The sequence below is a fragment of the Inquilinus limosus DSM 16000 genome (assembly GCF_000423185.1).
GTDB classification, from domain to species: Bacteria; Pseudomonadota; Alphaproteobacteria; order DSM-16000; family Inquilinaceae; genus Inquilinus; species Inquilinus limosus.
In genome coordinates, this window is record NZ_AUHM01000001.1 from 546120 (window position 1) to 567216 (window position 21097).

General features: G+C 66.3%; 24 protein-coding genes. 5 read left to right on the forward strand and 19 right to left on the reverse strand.

Going from position 1 to position 21097, the window contains the following annotated elements; all coding sequences use genetic code 11:
- Positions 1-34: 34 nt before the first annotated feature.
- From G537_RS0102700 to G537_RS0102780, 16 genes are all read right to left on the reverse strand, one after another.
- Entirely contained in the window at positions 35-1609 is a 1575-nt protein-coding gene (locus tag G537_RS0102700) for a DnaB-like helicase C-terminal domain-containing protein (RefSeq protein WP_211230264.1), read from the reverse strand.
- Positions 1610-1682: 73 nt separating this feature from the next.
- Positions 1683-1889, reverse strand: coding sequence for a hypothetical protein (locus tag G537_RS0102705; RefSeq protein ID WP_026868798.1), 207 nt, complete (start codon positions 1887-1889; stop codon positions 1683-1685).
- Between the two features lie 70 nt (positions 1890-1959).
- On the reverse strand, positions 1960-2097 hold the full coding sequence (locus G537_RS0102710) for a hypothetical protein (RefSeq protein WP_155888466.1): 138 nt from the start codon (positions 2095-2097) through the stop codon (positions 1960-1962).
- A 53-nt stretch (positions 2098-2150) separates the two neighbouring features.
- On the reverse strand, positions 2151-2381 hold the full coding sequence (locus tag G537_RS36090) for a helix-turn-helix domain-containing protein (RefSeq protein WP_034850366.1): 231 nt from the start codon (positions 2379-2381) through the stop codon (positions 2151-2153).
- A gap of 83 nt (positions 2382-2464) precedes the next feature.
- On the reverse strand, positions 2465-2632 hold the full coding sequence (locus G537_RS43440; RefSeq protein ID WP_155888467.1) for a hypothetical protein: 168 nt from the start codon (positions 2630-2632) through the stop codon (positions 2465-2467).
- A 119-nt stretch (positions 2633-2751) separates the two neighbouring features.
- Complete coding sequence (locus tag G537_RS0102725) at positions 2752-3243, reverse strand: N-acetylmuramoyl-L-alanine amidase (protein WP_026868800.1); 492 nt, start codon at positions 3241-3243, stop codon at positions 2752-2754.
- The gene (locus G537_RS0102730) at positions 3240-3713 is read right to left on the reverse strand and encodes a PDDEXK family nuclease (RefSeq protein ID WP_051247721.1); all 474 of its coding nucleotides are present in this window, start codon (positions 3711-3713) and stop codon (positions 3240-3242) included. The genes G537_RS0102725 and G537_RS0102730 overlap by 4 nt, the downstream gene beginning before the upstream one ends.
- 2 nt (positions 3714-3715) lie before the next feature.
- Positions 3716-4438 (reverse strand): hypothetical protein, encoded by a 723-nt coding sequence (locus G537_RS36095; protein ID WP_051247723.1) that lies wholly within the window; start codon positions 4436-4438, stop codon positions 3716-3718.
- A gap of 212 nt (positions 4439-4650) precedes the next feature.
- On the reverse strand, positions 4651-4902 hold the full coding sequence (locus G537_RS0102740; protein ID WP_026868802.1) for a hypothetical protein: 252 nt from the start codon (positions 4900-4902) through the stop codon (positions 4651-4653).
- Complete coding sequence (locus G537_RS0102745; RefSeq protein ID WP_026868803.1) at positions 4902-5537, reverse strand: Gabija anti-defense Gad2 family protein; 636 nt, start codon at positions 5535-5537, stop codon at positions 4902-4904. Before G537_RS0102745 ends, G537_RS0102740 begins: the two co-directional genes overlap by 1 nt.
- 3 nt (positions 5538-5540) lie before the next feature.
- Positions 5541-5816 carry a hypothetical protein gene (locus G537_RS0102750; protein ID WP_026868804.1) on the reverse strand — a complete coding sequence of 92 codons (276 nt, stop codon included), beginning with the start codon at positions 5814-5816 and terminating at the stop codon, positions 5541-5543.
- 241 nt (positions 5817-6057) lie between these two features.
- A complete protein-coding gene (locus G537_RS43445; RefSeq protein WP_155888469.1) occupies positions 6058-6225 on the reverse strand; it encodes a hypothetical protein in 168 nt (55 codons plus the stop codon).
- Complete coding sequence (locus G537_RS41840; RefSeq protein ID WP_026868806.1) at positions 6225-6656, reverse strand: hypothetical protein; 432 nt, start codon at positions 6654-6656, stop codon at positions 6225-6227. The genes G537_RS43445 and G537_RS41840 overlap by 1 nt, the downstream gene beginning before the upstream one ends.
- Before the next feature lie 96 nt (positions 6657-6752).
- The gene (locus G537_RS0102770) at positions 6753-7853 is read right to left on the reverse strand and encodes a hypothetical protein (protein ID WP_026868807.1); all 1101 of its coding nucleotides are present in this window, start codon (positions 7851-7853) and stop codon (positions 6753-6755) included.
- Between the two features lie 105 nt (positions 7854-7958).
- Entirely contained in the window at positions 7959-8618 is a 660-nt protein-coding gene (locus tag G537_RS0102775; RefSeq protein ID WP_026868808.1) for a hypothetical protein, read from the reverse strand.
- Between the two features lie 118 nt (positions 8619-8736).
- Positions 8737-11271: a DNA-directed RNA polymerase gene (locus tag G537_RS0102780; RefSeq protein WP_051247725.1), complete on the reverse strand. Its 2535-nt coding sequence runs from the start codon at positions 11269-11271 to the stop codon at positions 8737-8739.
- 133 nt (positions 11272-11404) lie between these two features.
- Between G537_RS0102780 and G537_RS0102785 the strand changes: the two genes are divergently transcribed.
- Positions 11405-12133 carry a class I SAM-dependent methyltransferase gene (locus G537_RS0102785; RefSeq protein ID WP_026868810.1) on the forward strand — a complete coding sequence of 243 codons (729 nt, stop codon included), beginning with the start codon at positions 11405-11407 and terminating at the stop codon, positions 12131-12133.
- Positions 12134-12412: 279 nt separating this feature from the next.
- On the opposite strand, the gene G537_RS0102795 is transcribed toward G537_RS0102785, so the two are convergent.
- Complete coding sequence (locus G537_RS0102795; protein ID WP_034850368.1) at positions 12413-12787, reverse strand: acyl-CoA thioesterase; 375 nt, start codon at positions 12785-12787, stop codon at positions 12413-12415.
- A gap of 120 nt (positions 12788-12907) precedes the next feature.
- Between G537_RS0102795 and parE the strand changes: the two genes are divergently transcribed.
- The gene (gene parE / locus G537_RS0102800; protein ID WP_026868812.1) at positions 12908-14890 is read left to right on the forward strand and encodes a DNA topoisomerase IV subunit B; all 1983 of its coding nucleotides are present in this window, start codon (positions 12908-12910) and stop codon (positions 14888-14890) included.
- A gap of 135 nt (positions 14891-15025) precedes the next feature.
- Positions 15026-15586: a hypothetical protein gene (locus tag G537_RS36105; protein ID WP_051247727.1), complete on the forward strand. Its 561-nt coding sequence runs from the start codon at positions 15026-15028 to the stop codon at positions 15584-15586.
- A gap of 163 nt (positions 15587-15749) precedes the next feature.
- Here the strand turns inward: G537_RS36105 and G537_RS0102810 are convergent, their stop codons facing one another.
- Positions 15750-16454, reverse strand: a complete 705-nt coding sequence (locus G537_RS0102810; protein WP_026868813.1) for an alpha/beta fold hydrolase — start codon at positions 16452-16454, stop codon at positions 15750-15752.
- Complete coding sequence (locus tag G537_RS0102815) at positions 16451-16993, reverse strand: isochorismatase family protein (protein ID WP_026868814.1); 543 nt, start codon at positions 16991-16993, stop codon at positions 16451-16453. Before G537_RS0102815 ends, G537_RS0102810 begins: the two co-directional genes overlap by 4 nt.
- A 176-nt stretch (positions 16994-17169) precedes the next feature.
- On the opposite strand from G537_RS0102815, the gene G537_RS0102820 reads away from it, so the two are divergent.
- Together G537_RS0102820 and G537_RS36110 are read left to right on the forward strand one after the other, a co-directional pair.
- Positions 17170-18663: a DEAD/DEAH box helicase gene (locus G537_RS0102820; protein WP_026868815.1), complete on the forward strand. Its 1494-nt coding sequence runs from the start codon at positions 17170-17172 to the stop codon at positions 18661-18663.
- A 131-nt stretch (positions 18664-18794) separates the two neighbouring features.
- Positions 18795-21092: an LPS-assembly protein LptD gene (locus G537_RS36110; protein WP_051247729.1), complete on the forward strand. Its 2298-nt coding sequence runs from the start codon at positions 18795-18797 to the stop codon at positions 21090-21092.
- Positions 21093-21097: the final 5 nt, after the last annotated feature.

The following is a 21097-nucleotide window of genomic DNA, read 5'->3' on the forward strand; positions in this document are numbered from 1 at the left end:
TTAAGGGTCATGTCAAGTTGACTTGACAGGTGGATCAGAAGGGCATCTCGCCCTCGAAAGTGTCGCCGTTCGCGTCCGTGAAGGTCGGGCCTTCCGCCAGCTCGGGCGGGATGGCTACGAGGCGGCCGGTCTCCCGGTCGTAGTTCAGGTGCCCGGCGATGCCCGTCTCGCCCGTCCAGCGGTTCTTCAAGATCCGCAGCACGGACACGTTTGGGTTCTCGCCTTGCTGGTTCCGCTCCACGCCGATGACCATGTCCGATAGCTGGGCGATGGCATGGCTACCGCGAAGCTGGGACAGGCTGGTGACGGCGCCCTCCTCATGCCCCTTATCGCCGCTCGGACGCTTCAGGTGACTGATGAGGATCAGGCCGATGTTCAGCTCCTTGGCCAGCGTGACCAGGGCCGTCATCGCGTTGTCTATCAAGCGGCGTTCGTCGCCGTCCTCCATGCCTGATATGAGGATCGACAGGTGGTCGAGAATGATCCACCCACAACCGCAGCTCACGGCCATGAACCGGATGCGTGCCAGGATGTTGTCCAGCTCGGTTGAGCCGAAGTGGTCATAGAGGTACATCCGGCCGGTGCCGAGGGTGGCATCGTAGGCGCGGCGTAGGTCCACCTGAGAGACCCCTTCACGGGACAGGTGAACGGGCTTGTTGAGGTGCAGCCCTAGGATGCCCAGGGCCGTCCGCTTGACCGGCTCCTCCAGCTTCAGCCATCCGACCGTCTCGCCGAGGCTGTGAAGGTGGTAGCCAATCTCCGTGGCTATGGCGCTCTTGCCGATGCCCGAGCCTGCGGTCAGGGTGACCAACTCCCCGCGGCGGAGGCCTAGGGTCATGTTGTTCAACGGGAGGTCCCATGGGTACGGGACGCTCGGGGTGTTGTCCTCGGCGGACACCAGCTCCCACAGCTCGTTCCCGTTCAGGATACCATCGGGGCGGTACGGCTTGGCGTTCCAGATGGCCTTGATAATCTCGTCATCGCGGCCCGCCTGGAGCATGTCCGAGGCGTCCTTGAGCGGCAGAATGGCGATCTTCGCCTTGCCGGGCGAGAGAAGCTGGGCGCACTCAGCGGCGGCGCCCTGACCGTGCTCGTCCTGGTCGAACATCAGGACGACTTCATCGAAGCTCTCCAGCCATTGGATCTGCTTCCGGAATACCTTGGCGGCCCCCTTTGCGCCGCTCGGTACACTCACCACCGGCCACTTATTGCCCTGGGCCTGGGAAACGGACAGGGCGTCTAGCTCTCCCTCGGTGACCGTCACCCGCTTTCCACCACCACCCCAGAGGTGCTGTCCGTAGAAGCGGTCGGTGTAGGCGCCGAGGCTCTCGAATGTCTTGTCAGCGAACCGGATCTTCTGCCCGATGGGGCGGCCGGTGTCGTCGCGGCTGGTGGCGATCTGGACGATCTGCCCGCGGTACTCCCCGACCGTGTAGCCCCACTTGCGGCAGGTCTCCTCGGTCAGGCGCCGCTTACCTAGCGGCTGATACTCGCCCCGCACAGGGCGGAATTCACCCTTTGCGGGCTCCCGCGGGGCGGCATCTCGCGCGCCCTCTCCGGGGGTGTAGGTGTCGCAGGAGAAGCAATAGCTGTGGCCGTCCGAGTACACGGCACAGGCGTCAGAGGAGCCGCACGCATCGCACGGCCCCTTGCTGATCAGGGTGCTCTCCTCCCGGCTCTGCTCAGTCACGCAGTAGGCGGTAGCGGCGAATGTCGCGCGCCCAGAAATTGCTCCAGACCATTGCCGTCTCGACAGTTTGGAGCCATGCGTAGCGGCCGTTGGTGAGTTGAACCGGCCGCCATGCGAACCAAGAGCGCCACTTCCTCCGCTGCTGCCTGCGGAGCTGCTCCCGGTATGACCGCTCGGTATTCGTCATTCCGAAGATCATGGGGATCTCCTAGATGAGGGTGATGAGGAGGACGAAAAGGGCCACCCAAAGGGCAGCCCCAGAGAAGTACTCACGCCACAGCATCGGCGGTCATTTCGTGGAGGAGTGCCGTGGTGACGATGAAGTCCTCGCCGTGTGTTGCTCGGATCACCTCCACCGCCTTGAGCGCGGCCTCCTCATCCTCGAACGGGATTTGGGTGGTGGTCATGGCGGCCTTGTTGGCCTTCAGGACCAGCGTAAGGAGGACCGTAACGGGGACCATCAGGCCACCTTACGGCGCTGTCCGTGCTTGCCCCGCTTCACGAGCGAGTATTCGGCGTAGCGGTGGCCCGTCTCATCGGTCTTCATGACCGCAACGATGTCGTGGCCATCCTTGCGCAGCTCCTCCACGCGGGAGGCCAGCCGTTCGATGCGGTAAACCTGCCGGGCTTCGAGCTGGGTGATCGTCTTTCCGGCGAGGAAGTGGGAAAGGAGGGAGGCTTTCTGGGCCATAGGGGTTCCTTGTCTCTTGGAGAGGCGCGCATTGGCCCCCGAGGGGTGAACCTCAGGGGCCGCGCAAGGAGTGGGTTAGAGGGTCAGTCGCGCGTCATTGCGGCAACGGTCCCGAGCATCCCCACCACAGTGATAGGGACGCCAATGAGGACCATGGCCGGGTGGGTCGCAGCGGCCACGGCTGTGGTCACGACACTGCCGACCACGCCCGCAGAGAACACGGCTAAAACGGTCAGGATGAAGTGCATCATCGGGTGGCTGCCCAGTAAGACAGTCCAAAGAGGAACGCCCCTGCGACCATCCCCACGAGGAAGCCGAGGGAGAAAGCGTTACCAAGCATCTCTTGGGTGATCACGGGGGTCTCCTGTGGTTACTTGAACGGCACCACCTCGCCGGTCTCCCACCAGTGGCGGAAGACGAACGAAGGGCATGCCTTCGCGGGGGCCATGACGCGCTTGCCCCAGTGCCCGAGGCGGGCGAGGCGGATCACGTCGTTGTGGCCCATGATGTTGTCGTCGGAGATGCCGTAGCGGCGCGCCAGCTCCTTCAGGTGCCACCGAAGGCTGTCGAACTGGGCCTCCGTGAAGTTGGCCGCGGGGGCGCCTCGGCTGTCCACGCCGCCCACCATGCAGACGCCGATTGACCGGGCGTTCATGCCGGGACCGCAGTCGCCAATGTGGGCAGGGACCTTGTCGATGGGCCGCCCGTCCTCGATCACGCCATTGCGGCGGATGACGAAGTTATAGCCGATGTCGAACCAGCCCAGCTTCCGGTGCATCGCGCGGATCTCCTCGGCGCCGATGTCCTGGGCGGGCTTGGTGGCGCTGCAATGGGCCACCAGAAGGTCAATCTTACGGCTCACTTCCGGCCCCCCTTGGAGGGCTTCAGCAGCTCCATAATGACAGCCAGGGACTTCTTGTTCGGGGGCTCCTTAAGCCACGCCAGAGGGGGCTTCTTGGCCGCGAACGGGATGCCCAGCTTCATGCAGACCATCGCATAGGTGGTCTGGGATGCCTTGCTGATGCGAGCGTTGGGGTTGGAGAACACCATCCGGATATCGAGTTCGGGGTACTGGGACTTGACCAGCGCCATCTTCTGACGATCATCAGTCGTCCACCGACCCTTGCTCTCAAGGATGATGCCGTTGTGAAGGAACCAATCCGGCGTGTACTTGTGCTTTTTCTCCGGCTTGGTGTACGGGATTACGACGGCCTCGTAGTCGAACGCAACGCCTTCCTGTTTCAGGAAAGCGGCAATATCTTCTTCGAGGCCGCTACGGAAGCCATGCAGGAGCGCCGCCTCCTGCTGGGTGAGCTTCTTGGCGGCGGGCATCTTTAGAAATCGCCCGAGGACGCATCATCGGTGGCGCCGGTCTCGTCGCCGAAGCCCTCCTCGGGGGCCTCATCCTCGACCGCGCTGTCATCATGTGTATAGCCGTCCTCCTCGCCGAAGCCGAAGGACTTGGCCGAGCGTTCGCCGCCCTGCACCAGCTCGATAAGCTGCGCCGCTTCGAGGCCCAGGCGGAGCCCGCAGGCGCCCGTTCCGGGGATGAAGTAGGGCTCGGCGGTGAACTGGACCTTGATGATGGAGCCGGACCAGATTTCCGGGACCTTGACCATCAGCTTGCCGCGGGCGTCGAAGACCGCGAGCTTGTGGTTCCACCGCTGGCCGGCTCGGGGGCCCTTCTTGAACTCGCCCGAGGCCCGGCGGGAGAACGAGAACTCGATTTCGCCCGTGGGCTCCTCGGTCTCGGGATCGTAGATGGTCGAGTAGAGCGGGTTGACGGTGATCTTCCCGAGCTTCTTCCGGGTCTCGACCTTGAGCTGCTTGAACGCCTCCTCGGCGGCCTCCACGGCCTGCGCGTGCAGGGGTTCCAGCTTCTTGATCATGGCCTGGATGTTCGGGTCATCCAGCCGGCCCCGGCCGCGGGTCTTGAACTTGCCGTCCGCGTCCGGGAACTGTTTCGTGCCGTAGTCCGGCTTGTCCAGCTTCGGCCAGACAGCGGTCAGACGGCAGGAGTTGAACTTGGGGAGGGACTTCTTGTCAGCGTATGCCAAGTGGGGGATATCTTTCGGTGGAAACGCTGGAGCTGGCCGGGGTCGTAGCCCTCCTCCACCAGCTCCTGAGCGAGGGTGAGTGGGATGGAGCGGCCCGCCTGCCAGTGGTCCAAGGCGCGGGAAAGCGCGGACATTCGTATGATCCTCTCGGATGTGGGACGATAGGGAGACGGGCCGCCCGTTTAGGGGATCTTCAGGCGGCCCTTAGGGGGTCAGTTGATGGGCCGGCCGTGCTCGTCGTAGAGAAGGCCCCGGCCGTCGTTCAGGCGATCCCATTGAGCGCGCAGCGCGCGATGCCGGACATGCTCGTCAAGGGCCTGCTGCGCGGAGGCAAGGGTTGATCGGTACTCCACGGTGTGCCACTCGATCTCGCCAAAGAAGCGCCCAAGGCTGCGCTGGACGCAAAAGCCTTCTTTGTACCGGACGATGCGGTACTTCGGGTCGGACTTGCGGCGGCCGAACATCAGCCGATCTCCTCCGGGTCAGGCTCACCGACCAGCGTATAGGTCGGGTACTTCTCCCGAAGGCGCTTCCATCGGCGCTCTGAACGGGGCCACTGATCGGCATCCTTGAGGAACGTGAAGGTGCTGTTCGCCACGTCCTTGTCGAAGGCCGGGGTCTGGAACGCCCATCGGATGTCAAGTGCGACTTGACAGATACCGAAGTCGTTCCGCTCGGCCATGGACTGCGGGGATGGGACTTCGCGGGTGAAGATCAGGTTGAGTGGTTCCTGCGTGGGGGCCGTCCGGGTGACCTCCAGGGTGTCCAGATCGACGATGCTACCCGCGTACAGCTCGGCAATAGCGACCAGGGCGCCCTTGGCCCACGCCATGTACTCCTCGCCGTGGAGGACTACGCCGAGTTCATAGCCCAGCGTCTCCGCGACCGCTTCGGCCACTCTCATAGCCTCGTCCGGTCCCCCTTCCGGGGCCTTCATGAACACGTCCAGGTCCTTGACCTCGCGGCCCAGGATCAGGTCACGGAGGGCGCCCCCGGACAACACTGCCGGGCTGCCGACGATCCCCTCCAGCCGCGCCAGTAGGCGCAGCCATTCGGGGCGCTCGTTCGAGACGGCGCCCATGATGGTGGGTAGGTGCATGGATCAGCCTCCCAGAAGCTCGTTGCGGACGTACAGCCGAAGGCCCTCGAAGGCCACGTTCGGCTTGAACAGGGTGGTGGCGGTGACGTTGGCCGCCATGGTCATCACGTCCGGGCCGTCAATGCGGTATTCCTCGGTGATGATCTTGAACAGCGCCGCCACGATGAGCGGTTGGTGCTCCTTGGGGAGACCCTGAAGGTGGTTCGCGAGGAGCATTGCCCCGGAGGCGATGTCCTTGCTCGGGGCGTTGACCATGCGGTCACGGTTGAATGCGCTCATCTCTTCATCGCCTCCCCTGTTGCCGACAGACCGGAGAAGTCCTCGATGTGGCGGGGGATGCCCAGGTCATCACAGTAGACAGCCAGCTTGTCCCAAACCTCATACGGACAGGCCGGGGTGTCGGGTCTGGTTGCGCGCCCCAGGAGGGCCGTTATGAGCCCGAGCTGGGCATCCGTCAGGCCCCCCAGGGTGTGCGTCCGGGGCGGCTGGGGGACCGGGGGCGGGGCCTGGGTGGTGATCTTCACTTGGTGGTCTCCTTCTTGGGCTCCGGCCAGGGCGCGTTGGCGACCATGCGGCGGGCGGTTGCGTATCGGTGTTGTAGCGCCGTTCCCGGCTCCTCCCTGCGGATCAGCTCGGCCAGGGCCGGTAGCCAGGGACTCCGGAATTCCTCAAAGTTCCGTTCGGGCATCAGCCGATATCCTTCACGATGGTCTTGTGGGTGGTCTCGAAGGTCACCTCGGCGGCCACCTTGAGGACCACGTACTTGCGGTCGTGAAGGTTCATGGCCTTGGCGTTCCTCTCGGCCACGGCGATGGCTTCTGCCTTGGTCATCGGGCCGAGAGGGCACATGCCGAAGCCCTTCCCGCTGGGCCGGCAGCGCGCGACGAAGTACACCTTCGGCTCCTCCTTCGGGGCCTCGGAAGGGCGCGCGGCGAGGGTCAGGTGCTCGGGACCGGCGCCGACCACGCGGCCCTCGAAAAAGATCGATGTTCCCGACACCTTCGAGACGAACAGGCGATCATCACGGGCCACGTCTGGGAACCACCGACGCCGCCAGTCCTGGGCCTCCTTGGTGCGCTTGAACTTGACGATGTCTCCGGGCTTGAACGGGTTGCACATAAGGCTCTCCTCAAAGGGACCATACGGCGCTCGGCTTTGTAAGGTCCTGGAAATGGGACGATTGGGGCGCACTAAGGCGCCCCTCTCGCGGGTTGATCAGAACCGCTTCTTCTGGATCGGCGGGAACTTGGCCGGGGGCTGCGCCGTGGACGAGACCGCGGCGAACACCACGAACCGCTTGCCGGGGTGCTTCTTGGCCAGACGCTCGGCCTCGGCTTCCGCGTCGGCCTTGCTCGGGTGGACCACCGGACTGGTAGCCGGCGCCAGCTTCATCTCCTCACCCTCCGCGGCCACATCCAGGATCACGATATGGGGCACCTCGGCGGGCTGCGTGTAGAACCGCGCGGCGCTCTTGGCCCACCCCTCATATAGAGTTTTGCCGCCACGGCGGCCCGGAGCATAGATGAGGGTGGTGGGCTTCAGAAGATCCTTCTCCGGGAACCACTGATCGGTCTCCTGGATGCGGACCATGGGGGTTCCCCGGTAGGCCAGGGCGCCCACGGTGTTGGCGCGCTGCCCATTCGAGAACGGGCCGAAGTCCTTCAGGAACACCGTGTCGCCCACCTTCAGGGTGTGCGGATCGTCCACCGCGGAGATCAGCTCGAAGCGGGAGGGAGAGTGGCCCCGCTTGTCCGGGTGCTCCACGAAGGTCAGGTGGTTATCAGCCGTGCCCTCGACCGTGAAGATGTCCCCAGGGCGGCCCGGGTGGTCCCAGTCACTGACCTTGATGCAGCGGACCTTGTCGCCGGCCTTGAAGGGTCGCGGGGTGCCCGCCTTCGGGGCCTCCTCGGTGATCAGCTCGATATGCTCGGGATTGACGTGGGCGGGGTTCTTGTACGCGCCGCCGTCCACCTCCACATCGAACGCGTACACATCGAACGCGTAGCGGCCCGTGTGGTTTTTCGCGACGATGGTCCCGGTCTGGCCCTTCTTGAACCACCAGTGCGGATTGACCTTGTCCGTGAAGCGAACCCGGTCACCGACCTTGAACTCATGGACCAGCTCGAAGCGATCCGCACGCCAGCCGCCGGAGCGGCCCAGATCGTCCGCCCTGACGCTGATCAGCGCGGGGCCCACGTGGGTAACCTCGTAGACCTTCCCGCGAGTCAGCGCTGCGCGCGCCAGATCTGCACCGTAGAAGGCATGCTCGGCGTCAATGCAGCGAACACGGTCACCGACCTTGAACAAGACACTCATGTGTTCTCTCCTTAGAGGCCCGAGGCGCGTAGCTTTTCGGGCAATGAAAAAGGGCGCCTGGAGGCGCCCCTTTAGGGTGTCTGTAAAGTTGACTTGACGGGTGCGCTAGGCGGCGGCCTTCTCGGCCTCCTCCGGGCTGATGCCGTGCCGTTCCAGAAGGTCCAGCAGGCGCCCGATGCGGTCACCCATTTCACCGAGCTGGGTCGTGAGGCGGGCGATGGTGTCCTCGGGCTTCTCCTTCGGGGCGTTCCGCTTCGCGCGGATCTCCGTGAGCTTGTCCAGGAACTCCTCGGGGTCGGTGTTGTGAGCCTTCGCCGCCCGGTTCAGCTTCTTGGTCGCCGCCTCGGCGCCTTCCCCGCCCTCCTCGGCGATGGCCAGGAGCTTCAGAAGGTCGTCCTGCTCATCCTTCTTGATGGGCTGCGGCTTCACCAGCCGGACGGCGACCTCCACGCTCTTGACAGGGCCGGTCTTCTCCATGGCCTTCGAGATGGCCTTCCAGTTGGCGGCCAGCGACATGAGCTGCGCGCGCCACTGACGGGAGAAGCCGAAGCCCTGGGCCTCGCACCACTCCCCGAAAGCGCCCTTCTTGACCTTGCCGCCCTCGTCCACGGCCTGATCCAGCATGGCCTTCGCGGCAATCAGCTTCTCGCCGATCTTCCGGTTGGCCTCCAGGTTGTCCGTCATGGTCTCGGCGACCTTCGCCTTCAGCTCGGCGATCTCGGCGGCCAGGGTGTCCAGCGGATTGGTGACGTTCGAGATGGTCATGATGGTGATCTCCTAGGGGTTTCCTGGGGTTCGCCCCCAGGGATCTAACGGTAGGGTTTAGAACGTTGCGCAGAAACTTATCGCTTTTTCAAGGAGTTAGTCCCAGATATGGGACGATCTAGGCAAAGAAAAACGGACTGTGGAGCACGTCTTGGAGATTGAGGTTCCCCTTCTCAGGGACCGGAGGGAGCGCCCCCGGCTGTCCCATCTGTTCTTCCATCTCCTCCTTGAAGGCCCCGAGCACGCATTTCTCGCTGTACATCCGGACGAACTCCGCCCGGAGATGATCCGCGAGCCGTTGACTGTTCGCGGCGTGGGTGCCGTAGCTGTCATGGATCAGGGCGAAGTGCCTGACCCCGTCCCGCTCCGCCGCCACAACGGTACGCTGCATGTGGGCAGCATCTAGGGAGTGAACGAAGTTGGGTGGGAGGGTGGACGCCTGCTTGCGAGGATCAAGCTCCCCGGTAGGCTCTTGTACCCACATCTGAAGGCGCGCACCTCCAAAGGTCGTTTCGACATGTTGTTTGTTCGTCTTCTGATAAAGCTGCTGAACGACAAGCCCGCACGGGGTCGTCCAGCGAACCGGCAGGCCGCCCTTCGATGCCGCCTGCGCAACCTTGCGGAGCCAGTCCATCGCCTCCACGGCCTTCGGGACCACGTCCTGGGCCGCATCCCACACCAGCTTGCCCATGTACTGGGCCGGCCCGAAGGTCTTCTCCCAGGGGAAAGCGTCCTGCCCCTGGTCCGCGGCGTGCTTCCAGGGCTCAACGGTGTCTTCCAGGATGTGGTCCGTGAAACCGAACCGCTCCGAGCCGTAGGGCAGCGTCATGACCGGCCGCTTGGTCACCGACCGGGTGACCCGGCCGCGCCATCCGCGGGCGTAGTAGGCGTCATCACCCTCGCCCTCGAAAGCGTCAATCTCAACCTGCTGGTTAACTTTGTCCGCAACCATCTGGTAGATGTCGCTCGGGCGCTCGTTCGGGATCATGTTAACGGCCGCCCCGCCTTGCTCGTCCAGGAGCATGGCCGAGAAGTTCTGGATGCCGTTGCACGTTCCGTCCTGGGCCACGGCTAGGGTACTCTGATACCCGAACCCAACGCGCTTAAAGCCGGCCCACTCGAAGCAGAAGGCCAGGGCCTGCCACTTGCTCTTGGTGTCGCCCTTCTCGGCCCAGAAGCGGCACCTGAAGGGATCTTCGGCGCTGGCCAGGATTTCCGCCTCGTGGTCCTTCACCCACTGGATGCGCTCGGCGAACGGGACCTTGTCCTGGCCGAAGGTGCCGGCACCGTGGATAGCCAACCAGTCGGCCGCCGTCTGGTCCATGATCGGGAGCGGATCAGCGAAGCGCAGAAGCGCCTTGCCGATGTCCTCACCCTGCGGCGACAGACCCGTGGGAATGGCGTACATGCGCCCCCGGAAGTCCAGGTTGTAGGGCATGTAGAAGCGCCCTTCGGGAAGCATGATGTCGGCGGCACGCATGGTCAGCCATAGCGCGGTCAGCTTGCCATAGGACTTGGCGTTGGCCTTGTGGACCTTCCGGGCCTCGTGGTTCCGGGCCTTGATGCGCGCCTGCTGTTCCTCGGTGCGGTCCTTCGGGTCAATCCCTTCGAGGTCGTGAAGGCGCTCCGGAACGGGGACCTTGTCCACCCGCGGGATCGGGAACCAGGAGGGCTGATCGGGGCCAGCCTCCTCCGCTTGCTCGATCATCTGCGTCAGGACGTTGTAGACCGACGCATTGATGGCCCACGCGGTGTTCTGCGCCGCATTGAGGGCGCCGTAGACCTGGGACAGATCGCAGCCCTCCAGCTCCTCCAGGTACTCCCTACGGGCGCGCTTGATGAGCCGCACGGAACGAACCCGGTTGGTCCAGTAGCCGCCCGACCACGGGTTGTCCCAGGGCTTCGGCGGGATCACCGTGGGGAGGTAGCAGGGGGCCAGGGCCTCACACCGCTTGTTCTCGACCTTCAGCCATTCCCGCACAGCCTCGGTGGCGGCGATGGTGATGGTGCTGTCCGCCTCCTTGATCTTCTCGACCAGTCCTGTGGCGTCGATCAGGGTTTCCAGAAGGGCCATGCCGACAAGCATGGTCGTCCGCTTGTCCCAGTCCACCCAATCGACCCCGGCCGCCTTCGCGGCGTCCTTGATCTGCTTCCGGCGGCGCTTCTGGTTCGGGGTGTTCTTTAGGGCGATTTCCTGGGCCGCGATGAAGCGGTCGTAGGTCTTCTCCTTCGATGCCCTGGCCTCCTTCACGCGCGCCTTTTCGAGGGCCTGGAAGTGCCTGAAATGGCACTCATCCTCCACCATGCCTCCGATGGTGAAACAGACAACCTGATACGAGGGCAGCCGGGAGATGCGATCCAGCGTCCCCCGGAGCGCGATCAGGGCGGCCGTCTCGGGCTCCAGCATGCGGAGGTAGCGCGCCGCCGCATGACCTCGTCCCGCGCGCCCCTCACGCTTGACGTAGAAGCGTTCCTTGAGAAGGTCAATCAGCTCTGGAGCCTTCTCCCCCAAGAGCCGGCGCATCGCGCCTACCTCGCTCTCCGTGCCGTACTTGCGGGCATCCTCAAGGGCGCGCTGATACCGCTCGACCCCAAGGCTCCGCATTTCGGCCTCAAGCTCAACCTGACGGGCCCACTTTGGGTGGTCCTGCATGGTTTCTCCTTGCGTGTCATAGGGGGTTGTGCCCAGTCGTCCTAGATCCAGGACGGTCTTGGCAAAAGAAAAGGGCGGTTTCCCTAGGAACCCCTAGAGAAACCGTCCCGAATGTGATAATGCCCTACGGGCTATGACGCAGAACATCTACGACAACCCCGCCTTCTTTGCCGAATACAGCCGGCTGCGCCGGTCGATCGAAGGCCTGGACGGCGCCCCGGAATGGCCGGCCCTGCGCGCCCTGCTGCCGGACCTCAAGGGCCGACGCGTGCTCGATCTCGGCTGCGGCTTCGGCTGGTTCTGCCGCTGGGCACGGCAGGCCGGCGCCGCCGAGGTGCTGGGCCTCGACGTCTCGGAGAACATGCTGACGCGCGCCCGGGCCACCGATCCCGACGAGGCCGTGACCTACCGCCGCGAGGATCTGGAACGGCTGGAGCTGCCGCCCGGATCCTTCGACCTCGCCTACAGCTCGCTGGCGCTGCACTACCTCGAGAACCTGGAAGGGCTGCTGGCCCAGGTCCACCGGGCGCTGGTGCCGGGCGGCCGGCTGGTGGCCTCGGTCGAGCACCCGATCTACTCCGCCCCGTCGGACCCGAAATGGGTGCGGGACGAGGCCGGGCGCGACGTCTGGCCGGTCGACCGCTATCTCGACGAAGGGCCGCGCGTCACCGACTGGCTGGCCAAGGGCGTGGTCAAGCGGCACCGCACCATCGGCGGCTATGTCGGCCTCCTGCTGCGCACCGGCTTCACCCTGTCGCATCTCGAGGAATGGGGCCCGACCGCGGAGCAGATCGCGGAGCATCCGGAATACGCCGTCGAGCGGGAGCGCCCGGCCTTCCTGCTCTTCGCCGCCGACCGTTGAGGATACCGCGATCCGCCCGCGCGGCTTTCCCTTCCTGGCCCCATCGCCTGGCGGCTGCCGCCGCCGCCAGGCGATCGGCCGGCGGCGCGGTTGCCATGACGATCGTCCCCGCTTGACTGGTTTGTTCCTTCTATGTTCTGATCCATTCATCAGAACATAAAGGGAACATCATGTGCGACTGGACCTTCATCCGCGAGACCGTGACCCTCACCCTCCTGTTCGGGATCTGCTACGGCCTGGCCGTGTTCGGCTACGCCTGGGGCCTGTGAGAGCCCTGCCCTACCCGATCGCCGTCTGCTCCGGCGGCAGGGGCCGGGACTTGCCGTCGGCATCGATCGCGACATAGGTGAAGACGCCTTCGGTGACCTTGACCACGCTGTGGTCGATGCGGCGCTGCACGAAGGTCTCGATCCGAACCTTCATCGAGCTGCGTCCGGTCGACGCCAGCTCGGCATAGCAGGAGACGGTATCGCCGACCCTGACCGGGGCCAGGAAGCTCATCGCATCCACCGCCACCGTCGCCGTGCGGCCCCGCGCCCGCTCATGCGCCACCACGGCGCCGGCCAGGTCCATCTGCGACAGCAGCCAGCCGCCGAAAATATCGCCGTTCGGATTGGCGTCCTTCGGCATGGCGATGGTGCGGAGGGCCGGCATCCCGGGCGGCAAAAGCAGGGTCGTCACGGAGGGAATCCTAGATTTGGTTACGCAGAGGCCGGAAGTGTCTATATGATGGAGGCAGCCCGCACATCCACGAGACGACCCCGAATCCGGATCATGGCAGATCTGTTCGAGCCCGGCACCAACTCCAACGGCCGCTACACCGCCAGCGACATCGAGGTCCTGGAAGGGCTGGAGCCGGTGCGCCGCCGGCCCGGCATGTATATCGGCGGCACCGACGACCGCGCCCTGCACCATCTGGTGGCCGAGGTGCTGGACAACGCCATGGACGAGGCGGTGGCCGGCCATGCCAACACGATCGACCTCTCGCTCGACGCCGACGGCTTCGTCACCGTCCGCGACAACGGCCGCGGCATCCCGGTCGACGAGCATCCGAAATACCCCGGCAAGTCGGCGCTGGAGGTGATCCTCACCACGCTGCATTCCGGCGGCAAGTTCTCGAACAAGGTCTACGCCACCTCGGGCGGCCTGCACGGCGTCGGCCTATCGGTGGTCAACGCCCTGTCGGATGAGCTGCGGATCGAGGTCGCGCGGGATCGTCAGCTCTATCTCCAGCGCTATTCCCGCGGCCTGCCGCAGGGCCCGCTGGAGCGCGGCGGCGCGGTGCAGAACCGGCGCGGCACCACCATCAGCTTCCATCCGGATCCGGAGATCTTCGGCGCCGATGCCCGGCTGCAGCCCGGCCGGCTGTACCGGATGGCGCGGTCCAAGGCTTATCTGTTCCGCGGCGTCGAGATCCGCTGGCGCTGCGACCCGGCGCTGGTGGCCGGCGACGACCGCACGCCGCACGAGGCGGTGCTGCATTTCCCGGGCGGCCTGTCCGACTATCTGAAGGCGGCGCTGAACGACCGGCCGATGCGCACGCCGACCGCCTTCGCCGGCACCGCCACCTTCCCGGACGGCGGCGGCCAGCTGGAATGGGCGGTGGCATGGCCCGAGGATGATGACGACGGCTTCGTCCACACCTATTGCAACACCATCCCGACGCCGCAGGGCGGCACGCATGAGCAGGGCCTGCGCAGCGGCCTGTTGCGCAGCCTGCGCAGCTTCGCCGAGCTGGCCAACCACAAGCGTGCCGGCCAGATCGTCGCCGACGACGTGATGACCGGCGTCGCCGTGCTGCTGTCGATCTTCATCCCGAACCCGCAGTTCCAGAGCCAGACCAAGGACCGGCTGTCGTCGCCCGAGGCGGCCAAGCTGGTCGAGGGCGCGATCAAGGATCATTTCGACCACTGGCTGTCGGCCGACCCGAAATCGGCGGAAGGGCTGCTGGAGTTCCTGGCCGACCGGGCGGAGGAGCGGCTGCGCCGCAAGCAGGCCAAGGAGAACGGGCGCAAGACCCCGACCTCCCGCGTCCGCCTGCCCGGCAAGCTGGCCGATTGCAGCCGCAACGCGCCCGAAGGCACCGAGGTCTTCCTGGTCGAGGGCGACAGCGCCGGCGGCTCGGCCAAGGCGGCGCGCAACCGCGAGACCCAGGCGATCCTGCCGCTGCGCGGCAAGATCCTGAACGTCGCCAGCGCCTCGGCCGACAAGCTGGCCGGCAACCAGGAGATCGCCGACCTGATCCTGGCGCTGGGCTGCGGCACCCGCAGCCAGTATTCCAGCGACAAGCTGCGCTACGAGCGGGTCATCATCATGACCGACGCCGATGTCGACGGCGCCCATATCGCGTCGCTGCTGATGACCTTCTTCTACAAGGAGATGCGCGGCCTGATCGCCGACGGCCGGCTGTATCTGGCGCAGCCGCCGCTGTATCGGGTGCAGGCCGGCACCACCACGGTCTATTGCCGTGACGATGCCCACAAAGACCAGGTGCTGGCCACCCAGTTCGCCGGCAAGAAGGTCGAGATCAGCCGCTTCAAGGGCCTGGGCGAGATGATGCCGGCGCAGCTGCGCGACACCACCATGGACCCGGCCAAGCGGTCGCTGCTGCGGGTCGAGCTGGCCGACGATCCGGAGGACGAGATCGATGGCCGCCGCACCGCCGACCTGGTCGAACAGCTGATGGGCCGCAAGCCGGAGCTGCGGCTGCGCTTCATCCAGCAGAACGCGGACAAGGCGACCGAGCTCGACATCTGATCTGAGGCGTGCGGCCGCAGGCTGTGACCCTGGGCACAAGCCGGACCGAACGGTCAGCGTAGAACGGTGGCGTCGCCGATTGGCGGGCGTCCCGCCGTGTGCGTATCATCAAGACCGGCCGCATCGAGAACGGACATGACCCAGCACCGCCTCCGCCGCCTCCTGCCCCTCGCCGCTCTGGTCCCGGTCCTGGCGCTGGCCGCCTGCTCCGGGCCGCGGATCGTGCGCAGCGATCTCGGCATGATGTATTCGACCGGAGAGCTGTTCGCCGCCGCCGACGGCCGCGACCTGCGCACCGTGATCCAGGGCAACCCCTTCGGCGCGCCCGGCTTCGACCAGCGGGTGACCGAGATCATGACCGGCACCTATATCGGGCCTAGCACCCGCTTCACCACCACGCCGGGGCCGACGGAGAACCGCAACTACTTCGTCTCGGTGGTGTTCAACGCCCAGCCCGAGGTCAACCCGTTCAACCTGTGCGACCGCAAGACCTGGACCACGGCGCCGGCCAAGCGGCCGATCGTGGTGCGTGCCGCCTTCTGCATCCTCGGCCGCGAGCAGTCGGCGGTCGCGGGCTATCTCGACCAGGCGACGGGGCCGGACGACCCGCAATTCGTCGACCTGATCCGCCACCTCACCATCCAGCTCTTCCCCTATGTCTCGCCGCTGCCCTTCGGCCGGCCGGATTTCCCCTGAGGGTTCGTTCGAGACTCAATATGGTCGTCATGTCCGGGCTTGATCCGGGCATCCAGGACTGTCGATGCCGCCCTGGGTGGCCCCTGGATCGCCGGGTCGAGCCCGGACATGACAATAAAGATTGAAAGATTGAGCCTACTCCTCTTCGGCCATTCTCGGCCGGCTACCCTGCCAGCCGCCCGAGCCACGCCGTCAGCGCGGCGTTGACCGCCTCCGGCTGCTCCATCGGCGCGAGATGGCCGCTGTCCTCGACCACGACCAGCTCGGCGCCGGGGATCAGCCCGACCATCTCCTCGGACACCGCCAGCGGCGTCAGTTCATCCTGCCGGCCGCAGACCACCAGCGTCGGGCAGCCGATGCGCGGCAGGTCGGGCCGGCTGTCCGGCCGCCCCAGGATCGCCGTCTGCTGCCGCAGGAAAGCGTCGCGGCCGATCCGCGCCGCCATCGCCATCACCCGACCGGTCAGGACCGGGTCCTCGAGCCGCGAGGGGTGCAGCAGCATCGGCAGCAGCCGCGGCGTCACGCCCTTGAACCGGCCGGTCCGGGCCAATGCGATCAGGCCGCGCCGGCGGCGGCTCTGCTCCTCCGTGTCCGGCCGGGCCGAGGTGTCGACCAGGGCCAAGCCGGCCACACGCTCCGGCGCCCGGCGCATGATCTCGAGCGCGACATAGCCGCCCATCGACAGCGCCGCCAGGGCGAAGCGCGGCGGCGCCGTTTCCAGGGCCGCCGCGGCCAGCCCCGCCACCGTGTCGGCGCCGGTCAGGCTGGCCACCGTCACCGGGCGCCCGGCCGAGAACGCGGTGAGCTGCGCCGTCCACAGATCGGCATCGCACAAGAGGCCGGGCAGGAACAGGACCGGCAGGCTCATCGCAGGAAGGCGCTGACGGTGCGGAACTCCTCGGTCGCCGCTTCGCCCAGCCATTCGAAGCAGACCATCTCGGCGGTCACCACCTCGATCCCGCCCTGCACCAGCCGCAGCTCCGCCACCGCGGTGCTGCGCGGCGCCCGCGCCGTGGTGGCATCGATCGCGACCACAGGCCGGAACCCGGCGTCGTGCAGGTCGAAGGCCGTCTGCAGCACGCAGACATGGCTCTCGAGCCCGCAGATCACCACGGTGCGGCGGCCGATGCCTTCGAGATGGTCCAGCAGCGCCGGTTCGCCGACGGCGGAGAAGCGGGTCTTCGGCACCACCGGCGCGTCCGGCGCCAGGGCCGTGAGCTCCGGCAGGGTTCGGCCCAGCCCCTTCGGATACTGCTCGGCGAACAGCACCGGCACGTCGAGCGCCACGGCGCTGCGGGTCAGCGTTTCGATCCCCTTCCGCGCCGCCGCGAAATCGTGCATCGCGGGCACCAGCTTCTCCTGCACATCGACCACCAGAAGGATGCCGTCGTTCCGGTCGAGCAGCATTCGTCACCTCTTCGATCTGTTGCTGCCGGCCGCGCGACTCGCGCGGCCGGCCCTGGGCTCAGGTGAGCCATGCCCGCATGTCTCGATAGTTTCAATTGACTTGACGCGGGTTTTTCCCATTTAAAGGGCCTGCGGCGGGCCGCGCGGCCGCCCCCATTAGTAAAGATTCCTGTACGATGCTCTTTTCGGATCTTGGGCTGAAGCCCGAAATCCTGCGCGCCGTGGACGATGTCGGCTACACCACGCCGACCCCGATCCAGGCCCAGGCCATTCCCTACGTGTTGATGGGGCGCGATGTTCTCGGCATCGCGCAGACCGGCACCGGCAAGACCGCCGGCTTCACCCTGCCGATGATCGAGATCCTCGCCTCCGGCCGGGCCCGGGCGCGCATGCCGCGGTCGCTGATCCTGGAGCCGACGCGCGAGCTGGCCGCCCAGGTGGCCGAGAATTTCGAGCTGTACGGCAAGTACGAGAAGCTGTCCTACGCCCTTCTGATCGGCGGCGAGAGCTTCGAGGACCAGATCAAGAAGCTGGACCGCGGCGTCGACGTGCTGATCGCCACGCCCGGCCGCATGCTCGACCTGTTCGAGCGCGGCAAGGTCCTGCTGGCCGACGTCAAGATCCTGGTGATCGACGAGGCCGACCGCATGCTCGACATGGGCTTCATCCCGGATATCGAGCGCATCGTCGGCCTGCTGCCGCCGTTGCGGCAGACCCTGTTCTTCTCCGCCACCATGCCGCCGGAGATCCGGCGGCTGTCGGACGCCTTCCTCAGCAACCCGAAGCAGGTTTCGGTGGCCCCGCCCGCGACCACGGCCGAGACGGTCGAGCAGAAGCTCGTCATCGTCGAGGCCGAGGACAAGCGCAAGGCCCTGCGCCACCTGTTGCGGCAGGAGGAGGTCAAGAGCGCCTTCGTGTTCTGCAACCGCAAGCGCGACGTCTCGGTGGTGTTCAAGTCGCTGCAGAGTCACGGCTTCAACGCCGGCCAGTTGCACGGCGACATGGTCCAGTCGATGCGCAACGAGACGCTGGACCGGTTCCGCCGCGGCGAGATCGCGACGCTGGTCTGCTCGGACGTCGCGGCACGCGGCATCGACGTCAGCGACATCGGCCATGTCTTCAACTTCGACGTGCCGATCCATGCCGACGACTACGTCCACCGCGTCGGCCGCACCGGCCGCGCCGGCAAGACCGGCAAGGCCTACACGATCGCCACGCCCGAGGAGGGCCGCTTCGTCAAGGCGATCGAAAGCCTGACCAAGAAGCCGCTCCCGGTGCTGGTGCTGCCCGAGATCGGGGTCGAGGGCTTCCTGTCCGAGGACGAGATCAAGGCGCGCGGCAAGGCCCGCCGGCGCGGTGAGCGGGCGGAGCCGGCCAAGCGTCCCAGGGCGGACAGGCATCGCGACTCGGCGCCGGAGTCTCGGCGCGAGGAGCGCGCCGAGGCGGCGCGTCCCGCAGAGGACCGGCCGCGCCCCGACGAGGCAAGGCGCGGCGGCGATCGGCCGCGGCGGGAGTCCCCGCGTCGGGACGACCAGGACCGGCGGCGGCACCGCGACGACCACGACGACGTGCCGGTGCTCGGCCTCGGAGACCACGTCCCGGCCTTCCTGCTGCGCCCCGTGCCGCAGCGCAAGCGCAGCACCGCCGAGGTCACAGAAACCGCCGCTTAGGTTCGCACCGCCGTGACCGGCGTTGACTTCGCCCCTTCGCTTTCGGCACAAGGGGCGACGGCTCGCGTCGGAGCGTGGAAGCGGCAGTGAAGCGAATCAATCGGTTATCGATCTTTCTCGGCGCCGTTTCCATGGTCGCCATGCTCACGGCGATCGGCGCCTCGGCCCAGGAGCAGGGCCAGCCGCAGACGCCGTCCGCCGCACCGGCCGCGCCGCAGCCATCCCAGCCGGCCGCGCCGGCGGGGCAGCAGCAGCCGCCGGTGATCAGCGCCGACGAGCTGATCTATGACCAGACGCTGGGCCTCGTCACCGCCCGCGGCAAGGTCGAGATCCACCAGAATCACCAGATCCTGCGGGCCGACCAGGTCACCTACAACCAGAAGACCCAGGTGGTCGCCGCCAGCGGCAACGTCACCCTGGTGCAGCCGGGCGGCGAGGTGATGTTCGGCGAGTATGCCGAGCTGACCGACGACATGAAGGACGGCTTCATCCAGCAGGTGTCGCTGATCCTGGCCGACAATTCGCGGATGACCGGCAACAGCGCGGTGCGCGAGCGCGGCGAGGTCACCACCATCGACCGCGCCGTCTATTCGCCCTGCAACTTGTGCAAGGACGATCCGAGCCGCCCGCCGCTGTGGCAGATCCGCGCCGTGCGGGTGACCAGCGACGCGGTGTCGAAGGACATCATCTATCACGACGCCTTCATCGACCTGTTCGGCGTGCCGCTGTTCTACACGCCGTATTTCTCGATGCCCGACCCGTCCGTCGACCGGCGCTCCGGCTTCCTGTTTCCGACCTTCGGCTCCACCTCCGACGTCGGGCCGTTCTTCGGGCTGCAGTACTATTTCGACATCTCGCCGGACCAGGACGCGACGCTCGGCGCGCTGATCACGCGGGACAACGGCCCGATGTTCAGCGGCCAGTACCGCAAGCGCTTCGACAAGGGCTTGGTCACCCTCGAAGGCAGCGTCAACCAGAGCGGCTATCTCAAGCTCAACCAGAACGGGTCCACGGATTTCCGGCCGCAGCAGTTCCGCTGGCACTTCTTCGGGTCGGCCCGCTACGACTTCGACCAGAACTGGCGCTTCGGGGCGGACATCAACCGCACCTCGGACCGGACCTATCTCGACGACTTCAACATCTCCAGCGCCGACGTGCTGCAGAGCCGGGCCTACGCCGAGGGCTTCTACGGCCTGAACTACATCTCGGTCGAGGCGCTGGACTGGCAGGACCTGCGCGCGCCTGGCACCGGCATCGGCAGCCGCGGCTTCTCGCCCACGATCCTGCCCTGGGCCCAGGCCAGCTACGTCAGCGAGCCGAACACCGCGGTCTTCGGCGGCCAGTGGTTCGTCAACGCCAGCGCCATCAACCTGCTGCGCGACTACAATCCCACCACCGGCGACCCGGACCGCGGCCTCGACACGCGCCGCCTGTCCAGCCAGCTCGGCTGGCAGCGCGAGATCTACACCGGCGCCGGCATCGTGCTGTCGGCCCGCGCCTATATGCGCGGCGACCTGTATCAGTCGAGCGAGGTGCCGGACGGGGTGGAGGACGGCGAGGTCCGGCTCCGGGACAATGTCGTCGGCGGCCGGCTGTTCCCGGCGGTCAACGTGACCGCGCGCTATCCCTTCGTCGGCCAGCTCGGCTCCTATCAGCAGATGATCGAGCCGATCGTCAGCTTCAGCGCCTCGACCTCGATCGACAGCAGCAACAAGGACATCCCGAACAACGACAGCGCCGACATCGAGTTCGACGAGATCAACCTGTTCAGCGAGAACCGCTTCCCCGGCCTGGACCGGGTCGAGACCGGGGAGCACGTCTCCTACGGCCTCCGCTACGGCCTGTACGGGGCGGACGGCTCCTCCGCCACCGCCTTCTTCGGCCAGAGCTACCGGTTCCAGGAGGATGACGACTTCTCGGAGGCGTCCGGTCTTCGCGACAAGTTCTCGGACTATGTCGGCCGCGTCACCCTGCATCCGGGGCCGTATCTGAACCTCGACTGGCGCTTCCGGCTGGACAAGGACAACTTCTACAGCCGCCGGCAATACGTCCAGGCCAGCACCGCCCCCGCGGACTGGCTGAACCTCAACGTCAACTACAGCCTGCTCGACGACGAGGGCGAGGACGCCGAGGGCAACAGCTTCAACCAGCAGCAGCTCGGCGCCGGCGCCAGCGCCAAGATCTCCGACTACTGGACGCTGTCCACCGGCATGACCTACGACATCGAGGGCATGCGGCCCTACCGCTACAGCCTCGGCGCGCAATATGCCGACGAATGCTTCATCTTCGGCGTCACGGCGCAGCGCCAGTTCACGACCGCCGAGGACCAGAAGGAGGGCTATTCCTTCTTCGTGACGCTGAGCCTGAAGAATCTCGGCGAGGTGCCGCTGAAGTTCAGCAGTGAGCAGAGCCGCACCCCGGGCACCTGACCGGC

Excerpts from the sequence above, each read along its gene's own strand:
- G537_RS0102705 (WP_026868798.1), bottom strand. The coding sequence starts at position 1,889 with ATGATCTTCGGAATGACGAATACCGAGCGGTCATACCGGGAGCAGCTC.
- G537_RS0102710 (WP_155888466.1), bottom strand. The coding sequence starts at position 2,097 with ATGACCACCACCCAAATCCCGTTCGAGGATGAGGAGGCCGCGCTCAAG.
- G537_RS36090 (WP_034850366.1), bottom strand. The coding sequence starts at position 2,381 with ATGGCCCAGAAAGCCTCCCTCCTTTCCCACTTCCTCGCCGGAAAGACG.
- G537_RS43440 (WP_155888467.1), bottom strand. The coding sequence starts at position 2,632 with ATGATGCACTTCATCCTGACCGTTTTAGCCGTGTTCTCTGCGGGCGTG.
- G537_RS0102730 (WP_051247721.1), bottom strand. The coding sequence starts at position 3,713 with ATGCCCGCCGCCAAGAAGCTCACCCAGCAGGAGGCGGCGCTCCTGCAT.
- G537_RS0102740 (WP_026868802.1), bottom strand. The coding sequence starts at position 4,902 with ATGTTCGGCCGCCGCAAGTCCGACCCGAAGTACCGCATCGTCCGGTAC.
- G537_RS0102745 (WP_026868803.1), bottom strand. The coding sequence starts at position 5,537 with ATGCACCTACCCACCATCATGGGCGCCGTCTCGAACGAGCGCCCCGAA.
- G537_RS0102750 (WP_026868804.1), bottom strand. The coding sequence starts at position 5,816 with ATGAGCGCATTCAACCGTGACCGCATGGTCAACGCCCCGAGCAAGGAC.
- G537_RS43445 (WP_155888469.1), bottom strand. The coding sequence starts at position 6,225 with ATGCCCGAACGGAACTTTGAGGAATTCCGGAGTCCCTGGCTACCGGCC.
- G537_RS41840 (WP_026868806.1), bottom strand. The coding sequence starts at position 6,656 with ATGTGCAACCCGTTCAAGCCCGGAGACATCGTCAAGTTCAAGCGCACC.
- G537_RS0102770 (WP_026868807.1), bottom strand. The coding sequence starts at position 7,853 with ATGAGTGTCTTGTTCAAGGTCGGTGACCGTGTTCGCTGCATTGACGCC.
- G537_RS0102775 (WP_026868808.1), bottom strand. The coding sequence starts at position 8,618 with ATGACCATCTCGAACGTCACCAATCCGCTGGACACCCTGGCCGCCGAG.
- G537_RS0102780 (WP_051247725.1), bottom strand. The coding sequence starts at position 11,271 with ATGCAGGACCACCCAAAGTGGGCCCGTCAGGTTGAGCTTGAGGCCGAA.
- G537_RS0102785 (WP_026868810.1), top strand. The coding sequence starts at position 11,405 with ATGACGCAGAACATCTACGACAACCCCGCCTTCTTTGCCGAATACAGC.
- G537_RS0102795 (WP_034850368.1), bottom strand. The coding sequence starts at position 12,787 with ATGCCGGCCCTCCGCACCATCGCCATGCCGAAGGACGCCAATCCGAAC.
- parE (WP_026868812.1), top strand. The coding sequence starts at position 12,908 with ATGGCAGATCTGTTCGAGCCCGGCACCAACTCCAACGGCCGCTACACC.
- G537_RS36105 (WP_051247727.1), top strand. The coding sequence starts at position 15,026 with ATGACCCAGCACCGCCTCCGCCGCCTCCTGCCCCTCGCCGCTCTGGTC.
- G537_RS0102810 (WP_026868813.1), bottom strand. The coding sequence starts at position 16,454 with ATGAGCCTGCCGGTCCTGTTCCTGCCCGGCCTCTTGTGCGATGCCGAT.
- G537_RS0102815 (WP_026868814.1), bottom strand. The coding sequence starts at position 16,993 with ATGCTGCTCGACCGGAACGACGGCATCCTTCTGGTGGTCGATGTGCAG.
- G537_RS0102820 (WP_026868815.1), top strand. The coding sequence starts at position 17,170 with ATGCTCTTTTCGGATCTTGGGCTGAAGCCCGAAATCCTGCGCGCCGTG.
- G537_RS36110 (WP_051247729.1), top strand. The coding sequence starts at position 18,795 with ATGGTCGCCATGCTCACGGCGATCGGCGCCTCGGCCCAGGAGCAGGGC.